Here is a 15,766-nt window from a genome sequence, read left to right on the forward strand (position 1 = left end):
CCCCGCTCACTCTTCCAGAGCCCCCCAAACCCGGCCAGACCTGGGGTGACGACCGGGACGGGTGACCAGTCTCGGCAAGTGCTGGGGAAGCGGCCCGTTCCCCCGATATGCTGAACGGAAGCCGGGGGCCGCCCGGCTTCCCGCCGAGACCCACCGGGACTGCCCTGATGACGCAACCGCCCTACGGCCCAGTGCCGCCACGCGGGACCGTTCAACCGCCCCCGGTACCGGGCCGTGGGCCGGTCCAGCCGCCTCAGGGGCCGCCGGGCCAGCCGCCCTACCAGGGCCAGCAGTACCCCGGCCAGCAGCAGTACCCCGGTCAGCAGTACCCGGGCCAGCAGTATCAGGGCGCTCCGCAGGGGCAGCCCGGCCCGTACAACCAGGGCCCGCCGCCGCAGGCGCCGTGGGGTCAGCAGCAGCACGACTTCCCGCCGCCGAAGCGGCGCTCGACCGGCCTGATCGTCGGGCTCTGCCTCGGCGCGGTGGCCGTGCTGGTGCTGGGCGTGGTCGGGATCGTCTCGCTGAACGGGTCCGGCTCCGACGTCACCAACGCCGGCTACCAGAACACCCCGACGCCCGTGCCGAGCAGCCCGTTCGAGCTGCCGCCGAACAACGGCTCGTCGACCCCGTCGTCGGAGCCGTCGACTTCGGACGCGCCCAGCAGCGCGCCCAGCTCGACCGGCCCGCAGAAGATCCTCAAGCTCGCCGACCACCCGATCCTCCAGGACCCGAACGCCGGGCTGCAGAACCGCGTCTGCAACCTGCCGCCGTGGGTGAGCACGCAGGACGGCGCCGAGGCGTTTTTCACCGCGGCCAGCAAGTGCCTGGACGCCGCGTGGGGCCCGTTCCTCCAGGCCTACAACCTGCCGTTCACCTCGCCCGCGCTGCACTTCCCGACCGGGCCGAGCTTCGAGACCGAATGCGGCACCATCCAGGTCGGCATCGCGACGGCCGCGTACTACTGCGAGAACAACCTGTACGTGCCGTTCAAGGGCCTGCAGACCGACCAGTACGGCAACAACCCGGGCGTGTACCTGGCCCTGTTCGCGCACGAGTACGGCCACCACGTGCAAGAGGTCGCCGGGATCATGGACGCCGCGTGGCAGAAGATCTACGCGGCCGGCCAGAACAGCCCGGACGGCCTGGACATGTCGCGCCGCAAGGAGCTGCAGGCCCAGTGCTTCTCGGGCATGTTCCTCGGCGCGCACGTCGACCAGGGCGGCACCGTCACCCGCGACATGTACAACAAGGCCTGGAACGACCAGGAAACCCGCGGCGACAACACCTCGCACAGCCACGACCACGGCACCAACGCCCACTACGCGCAGTGGTGGCGGGCCGGCGCGCGCAGCAACCGGATCGCGGACTGCAACACCTTCGCGGCCCCGGCCTCCGACGTCAGCTGAGCAGGGCCAGCCGGCCGGGCCCCTTGATCACCAGGAACGCGTACATCCCGCCCGCGAAGCAGGCGAAGACCAGCAGCACCAACGCGATCGGGCCGCGCAAGTCCTGCGAACCGGCCGAGGTGTCGGACGCGCGGAGGGTGATGGGGCCGCTCGCCGGGGCGTCCGAGGGGACGCCGACCTCGACGTGGTCGCCCTGGGCGTGACCGCAGGCGTTCAGCGTGCCCTCGCGCGGCTTGCCACCGAGGGTGAACTTGACCGTCTCCACCGGGTTCGCGGCCGTGCAGGCCGCCGGCTTGGTGACCTCCGCCGGCGTGGGCACTCCCCCGTCGTTCACGGTGATGCCGAAGAGGCCGGGCCCGGCGAACCAGGCCAGCACGACGACAAGCACACCGGCGGCCGTGGGGATGCCCACCTGCAGCCAGCGCTGCAGGGAGGTCTTTCTCGCCGGGTCGGAAGACAGCACCACGCCATGGTTCCAGATAGCACTGGCAAAACCCAGTGAAGGTGACGCCTGCCCCGGGTGACCCCCGCGCCGGCCTGCGGGACCTTAGCGTTCCACCTTGTCGACCTGGGTGACCTTCTTGACGTACAGCAGCCTGTCGCCGGGCTCGATGGCGTCGGACTGCGGGGCGTCCACGCGGTAGAGCACGCCATCGCGGACCACGCCCAGCACGATGTCCGGCAGGTGCCGCGGGGAGCCGCCCTCCTCGGACGGCTCCACCGCGCGTTCCGCGATGGCCAGGCCCGACTCCGGCGTCAGCAGGTCTTCGACCATGTCGACCACCAGCGGGGTGGACGTGGCCAGGCCGAGCAGCCGTCCCGCGGTCTCGCTGGACACCACCACCTGGCTGGCCCCGGACTGCTTGAGCAGGTGGACGTTCTCCGCCTCCCGCACCGACGCCACGATGTGCGACTTCGGCGCCAGCTCACGCGCGGTCAGCGTGACCAGCACGGCGGTGTCGTCACGGTTCGGCGCGACGACCACGGCCCGCGCGTGCTGCACGCCCGCCACCCGCAGCACGTCCGCGCGGGTCGCGGAGCCGTGCACGGTGACCAGGCCGAGCGCGCTCGCCGCGTCCAGCGCCTGCTGGTCGGTGTCGACCACCACGATCCGGCTCGGCTGGACCTCCTCGTCGCCGAGCAGCGCGTTGACGGCCGACCGGCCCTTGGTGCCGAACCCGACGACGACGGTGTGGTCGCGCACCTTCGTCCTCCACTTCTGGATCTTGAATGCCTGCCGGGAGCGCTCGGTGAGCACTTCCAGCGTGGTGCCGACGAGGACGATGAGGAACAGCACCCGCAGCGGGGTGATGACCACGATGTTGACCAGCCGCGCCGTCGCCGAGGCCGGCGCGATGTCGCCGTAGCCGGTGGTCGAAAGCGAGACGGTGGAGTAGTAGATGGCGTCCAGGAACGAAACGCCGTCCCCGTTGACGTCGCGGTAGCCGCCGCGGTCGGCGTACACGATCAGCACCGTCGCCAGCAGCGCGAGCAGCGCGCCGATGACCCGCTTGACGATCGAGCGCATCGGGCTGACGGTCAGTTCCGGCATCCGGATCACGCCGACGAGCTCGTGATCGGGGCGGTCGTTCAGCCGGACGTTCAGCGGTAGCCGTTTGAGGGCCTTCATGCACCGGCTCCCCGCGGGTGTTCGGCGTCACTCACGTCGGGGAGCCTAGCCCAAGGTCACCCGCCGCACACCCGTCGCTGTGGCAGGGTGAGGGCATGCCCGATTCCCGCGGTTCGCAACGGCCCGCCTACCTCCTCGCCGGCCTGCTCGCGACGTCCGGCGCCCTGCACTTCCTTCGCCCGAAGCCGTTCGACGCGCTGATCCCGAAGGAGCTGCCCGGCACGCGCCGTGCCTGGACGTACGGCTCGGGGGTCGCCGAGCTGGGCGTGGCGGCGGGCATCGTGATGCCGCGCACCCGGCGTCTCGGCGGGCTGGCGGCGGCGCTGCTGTTCGTCGGCGTGTTCCCGGGCAACGTCAAGATGGCGCTCGACTCCCAGCGCCACGGCCGCCCGGCCCGTGACCGCGCCATCGCCTGGCTGCGGCTGCCGGTGCAGTGGCCGCTGGTCCGGTGGGCCTTGACGGTCCGCGACCGCGGCTGAGCCTTACAGCTCGGTGGCTCGCTCGTGGCGGGGTTCGTACAGCCCCACTTCGCCGCCGCCCGGCAGACGAAGCCTGGTCAGCCGTCCCCAGCGCGCGTCCGTGACCGGCTCCGTGAACTCGACGCCCTTCGCGGCCAGGTCCGCCACGGTCGCGTCGACGTCGTCACACATCAGGTAAAGCTCCTGCGCATCCGGGCCCTCCGTGGGATGCACGGCGACCTCGGCCGGTGGGAGCTTGAAGATCAGCCAGCCGCCGCCCGCGTCCACGTGCGGGAAGTCCAGCACCTCCCGGAAGAAGGCCCGGTCCGCTTCCGCGTCACGGCTGTAAACGATGACGTGCGCACCATTGATCACGCAGCCAGGATAAGTCCTCCGGGGCTACTCCGAGGGCACGTTCCGCAGCAGGTCACGCAGGCCTTCGGCGTCCAGCAGGTCCGCCGGGCGCAGCGTGTGGCCGGGGCGGACGTAGTGGAAGGCCGCGCGCACGCGTTCGACCGGCACGCCCTTGAGCGCCGCCCACGCGAGCCGGTACGCGGCCAGCTGCACGGCGAGCGCGGGCAGCCGCTCGGCGGACGGCACCCCGCCGGTCTTCCAGTCCACCACGGTCCAGCCGCCGTCGGCGTCGGCGTACACGGCGTCCATCCGGCCGCGGACGGTGATGCCTTCGACATCGGCCGAGAACGGGATCTCGACGGCCAGCGGGACGCGCTCGGCCCATTCGCTGCGTTCGAAGGCTTCTTGCAGTTCCTCGAAGTCGCTGTCCGGGGCCTCGCCGAAGTCGGCGGCGCCGGGCAGGTCGTCGATCTCCAGCAGGCGGTCGCCGGAGAAGCGCTGCTCCAGCCAGCCGTGGAAGGCCGTGCCGCGGCGAGCGAAACTGTTGGGCGGCAACGGAAGCGGGCGACGCAGGCGTTGCGCGAGCGCGTCCGCGTCGGCCGCCAGCTCCACCAGCTGGCTCACCGACAGCTGCGACGGCAGCACCACGCGGTCCACAGTGGCCCGAGCCCGGGCGCGCTCGGCAAGCAGGACGTCGGTGTCCGACGCCCAGCCGTCCGGGTCCTCCGGGTCGACCTCGTCGGAAGGGTCCTCTTCGGACTCTTCGAACGGTTCTTCCTCGGAGAACTCCTCCGGCTCCGGCGGCAGTGGCCATTCTTCGTCCGAGTCCGCGGCGGCCGTCTCGACCGGCGTTTCGACCGGCGCGACCGGAGTTGCCGGGTCCGGCTCCGGCGGCGCGGCGGCCATCTCCGCGAAGACCAGCTCCACCCCCGTCGACACCCCGGTCCGCCGGTCGCCCAGCGGGTCGAGCGGCCAGCGGCCGGTCCGGGAGTCCGCGACCAGCGGGTTCTCGTCGTCCGCAGCCGGTTCTTCGGCCCACGACGCGAGCGAGCCGATCGGCGGGTCCGAAGCGCGCAGCACCTCCGCGATGTCGGTCAGGAACACCGAAGGCCCCTTGGGCCGCGTGCTGCTCTCGTTCCACCAATGCCCGGAAACGATCAGCGCGCGCTCGGAGCGAGTGAGCGCCACGTAGCAGAGCCGCCGCTCCTCGTCGGCTTCCCGTTCGGCGAAGCCCTCCTCGTGCAGCTCCAGCGCTTCCTGGACTTCCTTGCGGTCAAAGCCTTCGGAGACGCGCAGCTCCGGCAGGTCCGCCGAGTCGCCGCGCAGAATCGCGGGCAGCGCCGTGGATGTGCGCAGCCACGAGGACGAGCGCCGTTTGCTCGGGAACACGTCGGCCACCAGGTGCGGAACGGCGACGACCTCCCACTCCAGCCCCTTCGCCGAGTGGACGGTGAGCACCTGCACGCGGTCCGGCACCACCTCGACCTCGCCGGGCGTCAGGCCGTCCTCCGCGTGCGCGGCCGTGTTCAGGTAGTCCACAAAGGACAACAATGTGGCGGTCGGCGCCGTCTCGGCGTAGTCGGTGACCACCTCGGCGAACGCGTCCAGGTGCGCCCGCCCCGCCGAGCCCGGCCGCGCCAGTGACTCGACGTCCAGCAGCAGCGTCCGCTCGACGTCGGCCACCAGCTCGGGCAGCGACTGGTCCAGCCGCCGCCGCAACGCCGCCAGCTCGGCGCCGACGCGCCGGATCCGCCGGTAGCCGTCCTCGGAGTAACGCTCGGGTGAGCCCGGTTCGTCCACGGCGTCGATCAGACCCGCCTGTTCGGCGCGTTCCATGACCAGCGTCGGCTCTTCGCCGGCGCCACCGGACGGTGCCGGCGAGGAAAGTTCGTTGGCCCGACGCCACAACGCCGCCAGGTCCGCCGCCGCGAGCCGCCAGCGAGCGCCGGTCAGCAGCCGCGCGGCCGCGCTGCCCGCGAGCGGGTCGGCCAGCACCCGCAGCGTGCTGACCAGGTCGGCGACCTCGGGCTCGTCCAGCAGCCCGCCGAGGCCGACGACCTCCACGGGCAGCCCGCGCATTCGCAGCTCGCTCGCGATCGGCGCCATGTCCGCACGACGGCGCACCAGCACCGCGGCGGTCGGCGGCTTGCCGGACTCCTCTTTCTCCGCGAACCAGCGGCGAGCCAGCGCGTCCGCGACCCACTCGCGTTCGGCGCGCACGTCCGGCTGCAGTGAGACGGCGATGTCCGCCGGCCCGGCGCCTTCTCGCGCCCGCAGCCGCTCGACGCCCAGCCCGCGTGCCCGCAGCGGCTCGGCCACGGCGTTGGCCAGCTCCAGGATCTCGGGCGGGTTCCGGAAGCTGGTCAGCAGCCCGAATTCGTGTGCGGGCTCCAATCTTTCCCCGCTGTGCCGCGGGAAGTCGGTGGTGAACCGCGGCAGGTTGGCCGCGCTCGCGCCACGCCAGCCGTAGATCGCCTGGGCCGGGTCGCCGACCGCGGTGACCGGCATCGGCCGGTGCCCGCCGCCGCCGAACAGCGAGCGCAGCAGCACGCGCTGCGCGTGGCCGGTGTCCTGGTACTCGTCGAGCAGCACGGCGCCGTACCGCTCCCGCTCGCCGGTCACCACCGCCGGGTAGTGGTCGGCGAGCTGCGCCGCCAGCGACATCTGGTCGGCGAAGTCGAGCGCGCCCTCGGCCCGTTTACGCCGGTGGTACGCCTCGACGAGTGGCAGCAATTCGAGCCGGAACCGTTGCGCCGCCATCACTTCCATGAGCTTCACCGGCAGCGACGCCCGCTGCCCCTTCGCGCGCGGCGCGTTCTCGATCACCTCGCACAGCCACGACGTGTACTCGCCCAGCCGCTCGGTGGACACCAGGTGCTCGCCCAATTCCCCGGCCAGCGCGAGCAGCTGCGCGGTGACCGAGGACGGCACCCGGTCGGTCTCCAGGTCATTGTCCCATGTGGACACCACGCGGTGCGCCAGCTGCCACGAGGACGTCTCCGAAAGCAGCCGCACGCCGGGCTGCACCGGCAGCCGCAGCCCGTGCTCGCTCAGCAGGCGGCCCGCGTACGCGTGGTAGGTCAGCACCGTCGGCTCACCGGCGACGACGGTGGCGCGCAGCCCGCCCGTCGGGTCGAGCCGCTCCAGCAGCCCCGATCCGGCCAGCCGCCGCAGCCGCGCCCGCACGCGTTCACCGAGCTGCCGTGCGGCCTTGCGCGTGAACGTCAGGCCCAGCACGCGTTCCGGGCTGACGATCCCGTTGGTCACCAGCCAGACCACCCGTGCGGCCATCGTCTCGGTCTTGCCCGCGCCGGCGCCCGCGACCACCAGCGACGGCTCGACCGGCGACGCGATCACCGTCGCCTGCTCCGGCGTCGGACGGTGCAGCCCCAGCGCGTCGGCGATCTCCGCCGGCTCCACCGGGTTCGCGATCAGCAGCGGGCTCAACGGGCTCACGGTCCGGTCACCTGCCGGCCCTCCGGGCGCAGCGGGCAGCAGCCGCGCGCCGGGCAGCGGTCGCAGTCCGGGTTCTCGCTGGCCTGGTAGTCCGGCCCGGCCGCGGCGTTCGCCGCCGAGCGCACCAGCTCGAGCCACTGCTTGCCGCCGTCTTCGTCGAGCGGCAGCTGGTCGCGCTGGGTCGAGCCGGTCTGCTTGTTGGACTTCGCGACGTACACCAGCCGCGCGCCTCCCGGCGTGTTCTTGCCCTCGATCGCGCCGAGCAGCACAGCCAGCTGATACGCCGCGAGCTGCGGGTGCTGCTCGGCGTCGGCGGCGGACACGGGCACCTTGCCGGTCTTGATGTCGACGATCACCGGCCGGCCGTCCTTGTCGAGCTCGACCCGGTCGACGCGCCCGCGCAGCAGCACCCGCACCTCGTCGTCGCCCATCGGCAGCTCGACCTCGATGTCCTGCTCGACCCCGGCCTCGATCAGCTCCCGGCGGCTGGTTTCCAGCCAGGTGACGAAGTTGCGCAGCATCTTCTCCACCCGGCCGCGCTCGCGACGGGAGAACCACGGGGCCCCGGCGTCCACGCGCACCCACGCGTCGTCGAGCGCCGCCTGGATCTGGTCGTCGGTGCTGCCGCCCGCGACGGCCTGCGCGAGGCCGTGCACCAGCGTGCCCGTGACGGCGGCGAGCTGCGCCGGGTCGCTGCCGCCGTGCCGCTCGATCAGCCAGCGCAACGGGCATTTGACCAGGATCTCCACAGTGGACGGTGAGATCCGCATCAGGTCGCCGGGCCCGTGCACCGGCCGGTCGGTGGACGGCGGCAGCAGGCCGTACCAGGTGCTCGGGTGCGCGCCGGGCACCCCGGCGTTCGCCAGCCGCGCCAGCTGTTTCGCCGCGCGGGCCCGGCGCGAGGGCTCGGACTTGTCGTCGCAGACCACCTCGCGCAGCTCGCCGACCAGCTCGGCCAGCACCAGCGACCGGCCGGCCGGCTTCATCCGGGAATCGAGCGCGCCGTCGTCGGCGCCGTTCTCCTCCAGGTCGTCGAGGAAGCGCGAGGGCTGCTCGTCCTCCCCCGCGACGGCGGTGACCAGCAGCGTCCGGCGCGCGCGGCTGGCGGCCAGGTAGAACAGCCGCCGCTCCTCGGCGAGGATCGGCGCGATGGCGGAGACCTTGTCGTTGTCGTCCACTCCGGACAGCAGGTCGACGAGCCGTTCCACGCCCAGCAGCGAACCCCGCAACCGCAGGTCCGGCCACGCGCCCTCCTGCACGCCGGCGACGGCGACCACTGTCCATTCGCGACCGGCCGAGGCGTGCGCGGTGAGCAGCGAGACACCGTCACCCGGGATCGCGGCGGGCGCGAGGGTGTCACCCGCGATGTTCTGCGAGGACAGGTAGTCGGCGAACGCCGCGACGCTCGCACGCGGCAGCCGGTCGACATAACGACCGGCCGAGTCGAACAGCGCGACCACGGCGTCGAGGTCGCGGTCGGCCTGCGCGCCCAGCGAACCGCCGCGCTCGACCATCCGAAGCAGCCGCTCCTGCAGCCCGCTGGCCTGCCACAGCTCCCACAGCACCTGCTCGACGCCGTCGCCGCGTTGCACCGCTTGGTTCGTGACGCTCAGCAGCGAGCCGACGCGGCGCACGGGCAGGGCTTCCGCATCGGCGAGCCCGGCCAGGATGTCGCCGCCGCGCAGGGCTTCCACGAGCAGTTCGTCACTGGAGCGCTGCCCGCCGCCGGCCAGCTCCAGCCGGCGCAGGCCGCGTCGCAGCCGCCGCAGCGCCAGCGGGTCCGCGCCGCCGAGCGCCGACGAGAGCAGCATTTCGGCGAGGTCCACGTCCAGCAGCTCCGGCTCGGCGGCGATCCGCAGCACGGCGAGCAACGGGCGGACGGCGGAGTGCCGGGCCAGCGGCAGCTCCTCGGTCGCCGAGCCGATCGGCACCCCCGCGGCTCGCAGGGCTCGTTGCAGCACCAGGAAAGTCCGCGCGGGCGAGCGCACCAGCACGGCCATCTCGGTCCACGGCACCCCGTCGACGAGGTGGGCGCGGCGAAGCTGGTCGGCGATCCAGCTGGCCTCCGCGGCCGGTGTCGGCATCAGTCGCACGCGCACCTTGCCGCCGCGCTTTCCTTGCGGTGTAACGAGTTTCCGATGCTGAGACGCGCCGGGCAGCGTGGCGCCGAGCCGCGTCACGGCCTCGCGCACGGTCGGGGCGAGCCGGTGCGAGGTCGTCAGCATGACCGTGCAGTCGCCGTCGGTGTCCGCGTCGGCGAACAGGCTCGGGTCGGCGCCGCGGAAGGAGAACACGGACTGGTCCGGGTCCCCGGCCACCACGAACTCGGCCGCGGTGTGCCCGATCAGCCGGATCAGCTGGGTCTGCAGCGGGTCGAGGTGGTGCGCGTCGTCGATGAAAAGGTGCCGCACGCGGGCGCGCTCACGGTCGCGCAGCTCGTCGTCGTCCTCCAGCGCGAGCAGCGCGGACGTGACCAGCTCGGCCGCGTCGAGGGCCGGCGCGCCGCGGACGCCGAGCGCGTTGCCGCCCGCGCCTTGCAGCTGCGTGACCTCCTCGTACTGCGCCCAGAACCGCCCGGCGGCCACCCACTCCTCACGGTCCTTGCGGTGCCCCAGCTCTTCGAGGTCCCCGGGGCCGAGGCCGCGCTCGGCCGCGCGCATCAGCAGGTCACGCAGCTCCTCGGCGAACCCGGGCACCACCAGCGCCGGGCGCAGCTGCTCGGGCCAATCGAGCGCGCCCGACTCCAGGTCGCCCTCGAGCAGCTCGCGCACGACGACGTCCTGCTCGGCACCGGCCAGCAGGCGGGGCGCGGGCAGCTCTTCGGCGCGCGCCTCCAGGCGCAGCAATGAGAACGCGTACGAGTGCACAGTGCGCACCAGCGGTTCACTCACCGTGCGCGGCAACGGCGACGCCTGGTCGGGGTCGGCGGTGAGCCGCCGGGTGATGTCGGCACGCACCGTGTCCGCGGCCTTGCGTGAGGTGGTCAGCACGAGCACGCTCTCCGGGTCCGCGCCGTCGGCGATCCGCCGCGCCGCCGCGGAGGCGAGCAGCGAGGTCTTCCCGGTGCCCGGCCCGCCGAGCACCCGCACGAAACCGGCGGGCGCCGCGAGGACTCGCCGGGCGCCCGCGTCCCAGGTGAACGACGGCGCGCCGACGACGGGCGGGCGCACCAGCCGCGCCTGTCCCTGCGCCGTTCTCCGCCCGTTCACACCAGCGATGGAACCACGCCGCTCGGCCGGGGTGGTGCACCGGCACGCACTTGGCGGGCCGGTGCGGCACGGTGTTGCCCGACAGAGTGTCGGTGTGGTGCGGCAGAGTGCGTGGTCATGGACGACGAACTGCACGAGCGGATCCGCTCGGTGATCGCGGACGTGCCGGCGGGGACCGTCGCTACCTACGGGGACATCGCGGCGCTTTCGGGCGCGCCTTCACCCCGGCTGGTCGGCCGGGTCCTCGCGGAGGACGGCCACGACCTGCCGTGGCAACGGATCCTGCGCGCGAACGGCACCCCGGCTCCCCACCTGGCGCACGAGCAGCTGGAGCGCCTGCGCGGCGAGGGCGTGCTCGCCGACGGCCAGCGCGTCGACCTGCGCAAGTACCGCTGGCGCCCGGACGGCGTCGCCGAGGAGGATGGCCCGGACGGTTTGTTTTAGGTTAGGCTCGCCTAATGAGCTTGGATTACCATCGCGCCCGGGTCACCGCGGTCCGCCGGCTGACTCCGCACATGGCCAGGATCACGTTCGCCGCCCCGAGCCTCGCCTCGGCGGGACCGGTCGCGCCCGACGGGTACCTGAAGGTCTTCTTCCCGCTCCCCGGCGAAGCCGAGCCTCGCCTGCCGCCGCCGGTCAACGGCGAGGTGGGGTCCTGGTACCGCGGCAGTTACCTGGCGATGCCCGACGACGTGCGGCCGCCGATGCGCACGTACACCGTGCGCGCCGCCCGCCCCGGCACCGGCGAGGTGGACGTCGACTTCGTGCTGCACGAGGACGACGGCGGCCCGGCATCGGTGTGGGCGGCGCGGGCCGGCGTGGGTGACGCGGTCGCGTTCCTCGGCCCCCACGGCCTGTACGACGTGCCGGCGGACACCGGCTGGCAGCTGCTGGTCGGCGACCAGACGGCGTTGCCCGCCATCGGCGCCATCCTCGAGTCATTGCCGGCCTCGACGCGCGCGGTGGTGTACGTCGAGGTCCCGGATCGTGAGGAGCGCCAAGCATTCGACACCCGTGGCGCGGTCGAGCTGCACTGGGTAGTCAACCGCGGCCGACGCCACGGTGAGGCCCTGCTGGACGCCGTCCGCACTGCCGGTCTCCCGGGCGGCGTGCCGTACGCCTGGGTCTCCGGCGAGGCGGGTGTGGTGAAGCAGATCCGCCGTCACCTGGTGCGCGAGCGGGGCTTCGACAAGCGCGCGATCTGCTTCACCGGCTACTGGCGTCAAGGGATGAGCGAGGAAGCCGTCGGCCGCGCGAACGTGGCCGAGCGCGGCTGAGCCCGGCAGCTTTCAGGCCGAGGTCGTGCGCACCGGGCCTTGGCCGTACGGAGTCCGCGCGCCGGTGTGCGCGCCGGTGTCCGGGTCGGTGGTGATGGCGGCCCAGAAACCGCGGGGCAGAACGGGATCGTCGGCCGAACGCGTCGTCACCGCGTATCCGGCATCCCGTGCGGCGGTGACGCACTCGGGAGAGAAACGCTCGTCGACGACGTGGCTCGGGGTGCGGGATTCCTGCTCGATCACCACGGAGGTCACCGAGTCGCCGGCGATGATGTCGGGGCCGTGGACCAGCGGCTCGGCGACGGCCTCGGCGACGGGACGGCCGAGGGCGAGGACGCGGTGGAGCCCGAGCAGGGTGGCCTGGTGTAGTCCGACCCCGATGCTGCTGCAGGCGAGCACGGGCCGCCCGGCACGAAGCGCGATGGCCGGCTCCACCGGCATCGGCAGGTGGTCGCCGGGAGCGAGGCTCGCGAGCAGGGGCTGCTGAAACGCGGCCGCGTCGGGGAGCGGGATGCCGTCGACGACAATCCCGGTGGTGCCCCACATCGCGGTGTTGATGCTGTGGCACAGGCTGGCGACGTTGCCTTCACGGTCGACGGCGAGCACGTAGTCCGAGTGGCTGCCCGGGGGCGTGTTGTCCAGGGCCGAAAGGAATCCGGCCAGGGAACGGGGATCCTGCGACGGTTCGCCGATGCCCGCGGCCTCTAGGCGGGCGAGCGCGGCGAGGAGTTCGGCTCCGCCGGTGTCCGGGGTGGGCAGGCCCGCGATCTCGTGGCCGGCGAAGGAGCCCCACACCGGTTCGGCGCAGTGTGCGCGGTAGTTCGCGAGGTCGTCGAGCGCCGCGTGCCCGCCGTCGCGGCGCACGGCCGAGACGAAGTGCTCCGCCCACGGCCCTCGGTACATCCAGTCCGGACCCTGTTCGGCAAGCGCGGCAACGGTTTTCGCCAGCCGTGGCTGGAAGAAGAGCTCGCCCGCGCGGGGCACTCGACCGTCCGGGGCGAAGATGGCGCGGCCCTCGTCGGTGCGGGTCAGCACGTCGGCGCGGATGGTCAGCATCCGCTCGAGGTGGGCGTTCACCGGGATCCCGCGCTCGATGACGTGACGCGCGGGCGACCAGAGCCGGTCCCAAGGCAACCGGCCGGACTTGCCGTGGGCCGCGTGGGCGCCGGCCACGAACCCGGGGACCAGCGCGGTCCGTCCGCTCGGCTGCGGCGGCGCCGGGATGTCGAGCGGGCCGGTCTCCCCGGCGAACGTGCCGAACCCGCCGGACACGGTGGTCGTGGCCCCGGTCGCCGCCTCGTGGTGCACCAACCCGAACAGCCCGGCGTAGCTGACCCACGCCCCGAGCGACAGCGCGATCTGCGTGAACGCGGTGGTCAGCACGGCGTCGGTGGCGCTGCCCCCGGCCTCGAGCGCGTGCCGGCCCGCGAGCGTGGCGAACGGGCCGGTGGACCCGACCAGGACAGCGGAGCCCCCGCTCGCGGCGGCGGGACGCTCGTCCTGCCGGATGCGCCGCCAGTCCAGGGCCGCTTCGACCTCCGCGTGGTCCCAGCCTGCGGGGTCGAGCCGGTCGTGTTGTGCTGCGCTGGTGGTCCGGGCGCTACGGTGCTCTGCCATGACAATCCACTCTCGATTCAGGTGTACTCTTGAATCGAGAGTACACACGAATCCGGGAGTGCACGGGGCATGCTGGAAGTGAAGCGGGCCAAGCTGCTGGGCCACCAGTACGAGGTCACCAAGGACGGGCAGCAGCTGCCGGAGCTGGTGCTGAAACGCGGGCGGATCGAGGCGGAGTTCAGCCTCGACGGCACCGGGTACCGCGTGCGCAGGCACCGCTTCAGCGGCGTTTACGAACTGCTCGCGGAGAACGACGAGGTGCTGGCGAGCACCGACCGTGTGCGCCGCCAGTGGAGCCTGCACGCCGCGGGCGGGGACATCCAGTTCCGCGCGGCCTCCTTGACCGGCCGCGAGTATTCGATGCTGGCCCCGGGCGGCGGCACGGCCGGCACCATCCGCCGCGAAGGCATGGCGGGTGCCGGCGCTACCGCCGACCTGCCCGGGCTCGCCACCGAAATCCAGGTGTTCGCCGTGGCCGCGGTGCTGTTGAGCTGGCGGCGCAAGCGGACCGCCGCGGCCGCCCGGGGTGCGGCGAGCGGCTGAGGCTCAGTTTTGCCGCCCCAGCCTCGTCACCAGTAGCTTCACCAACGCGCCGAGACGCTGGCGTTCCGGCTGCACGGTCCGGACGCCGGCGTCCTCCAGCGGCGCCGCGGTGACCGGCCCGACGCAGGCGCACACGACGTCGCCACGGCGCAGCACCGCCAGCAGCTCCTCGCGACGGCCGTACTCGGTGGCCAGCGCGAGGAAGTTCGTCGCCGCCGGGGCGCTGGTGAAGGCGATTGCCTCGACTTCGCCGGACAGGACGTCGTGGATCAGCGAGAACACCGGCTTGGTGTCGGGCGGCGAGTGCCAGCGGTAGGGCTGCACGGTGACCAGCGACGCGCCCGCGTCGGTGAGCAGCTTCGTGTACTCCGGCAGCGGCGTGCCGTGCAGCTGGATGGCTACGCGCGCGCCCGCGACCCCGGCGTCCACCAAGCCGCCGAACAGTTCCGCGTTGCTCTCCCCCGGCGCCGAGAACTCCTCGCGCAACCCGGCGCCCCGCAGCGCGCCGACCGCTTTCGGGCCGCGCGCGAAGATCCGTGACGCGCTGAAGGCGTCCAGCAACGGCTGGCGCAGGCCCCAGCCCTCGGCGGCCGAGAGCCAGCCGCGGAAGCCCGCGCCGGTGGTCACGGCGGTGAAGTCCACCGGCGCGGCCAGTACTTCGCCCGTGCCGTCGCGCAGCTGCGGATCGTCGGGCAGATCGACGATGGTGATCGTCGGGGCGTGCCGGACCTCGGCGCCGGCCCTGGTCAGGGCCGCGATCAGATCGTCGGCCCGCCGCTCGGCCGTGACCCCGATCCGGACCCCGTCCAGCTCACCCATACACCGCGCCCATCTCCTCGATCGCCTTCGCGAGCCGCGCCCGCAGGTCCGCCGGTCCGAGCACCTCCAGCTGCGGCCCGAACCGCAGCAGCTCGCCGATCGCGGGCTCCCCCGCCTCGACCGGCAGCTCCAGGGTGAGCCAGCCGTCGTCATCGGGTTCCGCGCCGCCGTCGACGGCCTCTCTCAGCGCCCGCGCGCCGACACTGCCCAAGTAGAACGGTACGAGAGTCACCGCGCGCGCCGAAAGCCGCACCTTCGCGGCCGTCGGGTACATCCGTTTTTCGAACTGGGCGGACCATTCCTGCCAGTACGCCGCGAGGTCGAAGTCCGCCGGCCGCTCGAACGGCTCGCCGAGATCCGCCAGCTCCTGGACGCGGGAAACGCGGTAGGTGCGGTCGGCGCCGTCGCACCGGCCGGCGAGATACCAGTTGCCGCCCTTGAGAATCAGGCCCAGCGGCTCCAGCACCCGCTCGACCACCTGACGGCCCCAGCGCTCGTACCGGATCCGGATGCGGTGCGCCGACCACACCGCGTCGGCGACGGCCGAAAGGTGCGGCAGGCTTTCGATGCCGCGGTGCCAGCCGGGCACGTCCAGGTAGAAGCGTTCGGCAACGCGTCCCGCGCTGCTGCGCAGTTCCTTCGGGAGCGCCGCGTGCAGCTTGAGTTGAGCCGCCGCGAGCACGGTGCCGAGCCCCAGTTCGGCCGCCGCCCCGGGCAGTCCGGCGAGCGAGAGGGACTGCGCCTCCTCCTCGGTCAGCCCGGTCAGGCGCGTGCGGTAACCGTCGACGAGCTGGTAGCCGCCAGTGCGGCCGCGGTCCGCGTACACCGGGACGCCGGACGCCGACAGCGCCTCGATGTCGCGGTACACGGTGCGCACGGACACTTCCAGCTCGGCCGCCAGCTCGTCGGCCGTCATCCGGCCGCGGTTCTGCAGCAGGAGGAGGACGGACAGGAGCCGGCTGGCGCGCATGGATCGAGTATGACCGAAAAACCTGAC

General features: G+C 72.9%; 13 protein-coding genes. 5 read left to right on the plus strand and 8 right to left on the minus strand.

Annotated elements, in window-relative coordinates; all coding sequences use genetic code 11:
• Positions 1-455: 455 nt before the first annotated feature.
• Positions 456-1,406 carry a neutral zinc metallopeptidase gene (locus BMY97_RS35650; protein ID WP_245787680.1) on the plus strand — a complete coding sequence of 317 codons (951 nt, stop codon included), beginning with the start codon at positions 456-458 and terminating at the stop codon, positions 1,404-1,406.
• Here the strand turns inward: BMY97_RS35650 and BMY97_RS35655 are convergent.
• Together BMY97_RS35655 and BMY97_RS35660 are read right to left on the minus strand one after the other, a co-directional pair.
• Positions 1,399-1,872, minus strand: coding sequence for a hypothetical protein (locus BMY97_RS35655; RefSeq protein ID WP_245787672.1), 474 nt, complete (start codon positions 1,870-1,872; stop codon positions 1,399-1,401). The genes BMY97_RS35650 and BMY97_RS35655 overlap by 8 nt on opposite strands.
• A gap of 81 nt (positions 1,873-1,953) precedes the next feature.
• On the minus strand, positions 1,954-3,036 hold the full coding sequence (locus tag BMY97_RS35660; RefSeq protein WP_091626070.1) for a potassium channel family protein: 1,083 nt from the start codon (positions 3,034-3,036) through the stop codon (positions 1,954-1,956).
• A gap of 95 nt (positions 3,037-3,131) precedes the next feature.
• Here BMY97_RS35660 and BMY97_RS35665 point away from each other — a divergent pair, with 95 nt between their 5' ends.
• Positions 3,132-3,515: a DoxX family protein gene (locus BMY97_RS35665; protein WP_091626073.1), complete on the plus strand. Its 384-nt coding sequence runs from the start codon at positions 3,132-3,134 to the stop codon at positions 3,513-3,515.
• A gap of 3 nt (positions 3,516-3,518) precedes the next feature.
• On the opposite strand, the gene BMY97_RS35670 is transcribed toward BMY97_RS35665, so the two are convergent.
• The 3 genes from BMY97_RS35670 to BMY97_RS35680 are packed head-to-tail and all read right to left on the minus strand — an operon-like array spanning position 3,519 to position 10,474.
• Complete coding sequence (locus BMY97_RS35670) at positions 3,519-3,869, minus strand: VOC family protein (RefSeq protein ID WP_091626075.1); 351 nt, start codon at positions 3,867-3,869, stop codon at positions 3,519-3,521.
• A 24-nt stretch (positions 3,870-3,893) separates the two neighbouring features.
• The gene (locus BMY97_RS35675; RefSeq protein ID WP_091626387.1) at positions 3,894-7,295 is read right to left on the minus strand and encodes an ATP-dependent helicase; all 3,402 of its coding nucleotides are present in this window, start codon (positions 7,293-7,295) and stop codon (positions 3,894-3,896) included.
• Positions 7,296-7,300: 5 nt separating this feature from the next.
• Positions 7,301-10,474 carry an ATP-dependent helicase gene (locus tag BMY97_RS35680; RefSeq protein ID WP_091626078.1) on the minus strand — a complete coding sequence of 1,058 codons (3,174 nt, stop codon included), beginning with the start codon at positions 10,472-10,474 and terminating at the stop codon, positions 7,301-7,303.
• A 156-nt stretch (positions 10,475-10,630) separates the two neighbouring features.
• Between BMY97_RS35680 and BMY97_RS35685 the strand changes: the two genes are divergently transcribed.
• The gene (locus BMY97_RS35685; protein WP_091626081.1) at positions 10,631-10,957 is read left to right on the plus strand and encodes an MGMT family protein; all 327 of its coding nucleotides are present in this window, start codon (positions 10,631-10,633) and stop codon (positions 10,955-10,957) included.
• Positions 10,958-10,971: 14 nt separating this feature from the next.
• Entirely contained in the window at positions 10,972-11,790 is an 819-nt protein-coding gene (locus tag BMY97_RS35690) for a siderophore-interacting protein (RefSeq protein ID WP_091626084.1), read from the plus strand.
• A 12-nt stretch (positions 11,791-11,802) separates the two neighbouring features.
• Here BMY97_RS35690 and BMY97_RS35695 read toward each other — a convergent pair whose 3' ends face one another.
• A complete protein-coding gene (locus BMY97_RS35695) occupies positions 11,803-13,407 on the minus strand; it encodes a gamma-glutamyltransferase (RefSeq protein ID WP_091626087.1) in 1,605 nt (534 codons plus the stop codon).
• 69 nt (positions 13,408-13,476) lie between these two features.
• On the opposite strand from BMY97_RS35695, the gene BMY97_RS35700 reads away from it, so the two are divergent.
• Complete coding sequence (locus tag BMY97_RS35700) at positions 13,477-13,950, plus strand: hypothetical protein (protein WP_091626089.1); 474 nt, start codon at positions 13,477-13,479, stop codon at positions 13,948-13,950.
• Positions 13,951-13,953: 3 nt separating this feature from the next.
• Here BMY97_RS35700 and BMY97_RS35705 read toward each other — a convergent pair whose 3' ends face one another.
• The gene (locus BMY97_RS35705) at positions 13,954-14,769 is read right to left on the minus strand and encodes a uroporphyrinogen-III synthase (RefSeq protein WP_091626092.1); all 816 of its coding nucleotides are present in this window, start codon (positions 14,767-14,769) and stop codon (positions 13,954-13,956) included.
• Positions 14,762-15,739: a helix-turn-helix transcriptional regulator gene (locus BMY97_RS35710; protein WP_091626094.1), complete on the minus strand. Its 978-nt coding sequence runs from the start codon at positions 15,737-15,739 to the stop codon at positions 14,762-14,764. Before BMY97_RS35710 ends, BMY97_RS35705 begins: the two co-directional genes overlap by 8 nt.
• Between the last annotated feature and the right edge of the window lie 27 nt (positions 15,740-15,766).

The sequence above is a fragment of the Amycolatopsis saalfeldensis genome (assembly GCF_900110575.1).
Taxonomy (GTDB): domain Bacteria; phylum Actinomycetota; class Actinomycetes; order Mycobacteriales; family Pseudonocardiaceae; genus Amycolatopsis; species Amycolatopsis saalfeldensis.

Coding starts and splice junctions, on each gene's coding strand:
- BMY97_RS35660 (WP_091626070.1), bottom strand. CDS start 3,036: ATGAAGGCCCTCAAACGGCTACCGCTGAACGTCCGGCTGAACGACCGC.
- BMY97_RS35665 (WP_091626073.1), top strand. CDS start 3,132: ATGCCCGATTCCCGCGGTTCGCAACGGCCCGCCTACCTCCTCGCCGGC.
- BMY97_RS35685 (WP_091626081.1), top strand. CDS start 10,631: ATGGACGACGAACTGCACGAGCGGATCCGCTCGGTGATCGCGGACGTG.
- BMY97_RS35690 (WP_091626084.1), top strand. CDS start 10,972: ATGAGCTTGGATTACCATCGCGCCCGGGTCACCGCGGTCCGCCGGCTG.
- BMY97_RS35695 (WP_091626087.1), bottom strand. CDS start 13,407: ATGGCAGAGCACCGTAGCGCCCGGACCACCAGCGCAGCACAACACGAC.
- BMY97_RS35700 (WP_091626089.1), top strand. CDS start 13,477: ATGCTGGAAGTGAAGCGGGCCAAGCTGCTGGGCCACCAGTACGAGGTC.
- BMY97_RS35705 (WP_091626092.1), bottom strand. CDS start 14,769: ATGGGTGAGCTGGACGGGGTCCGGATCGGGGTCACGGCCGAGCGGCGG.
- BMY97_RS35710 (WP_091626094.1), bottom strand. CDS start 15,739: ATGCGCGCCAGCCGGCTCCTGTCCGTCCTCCTCCTGCTGCAGAACCGC.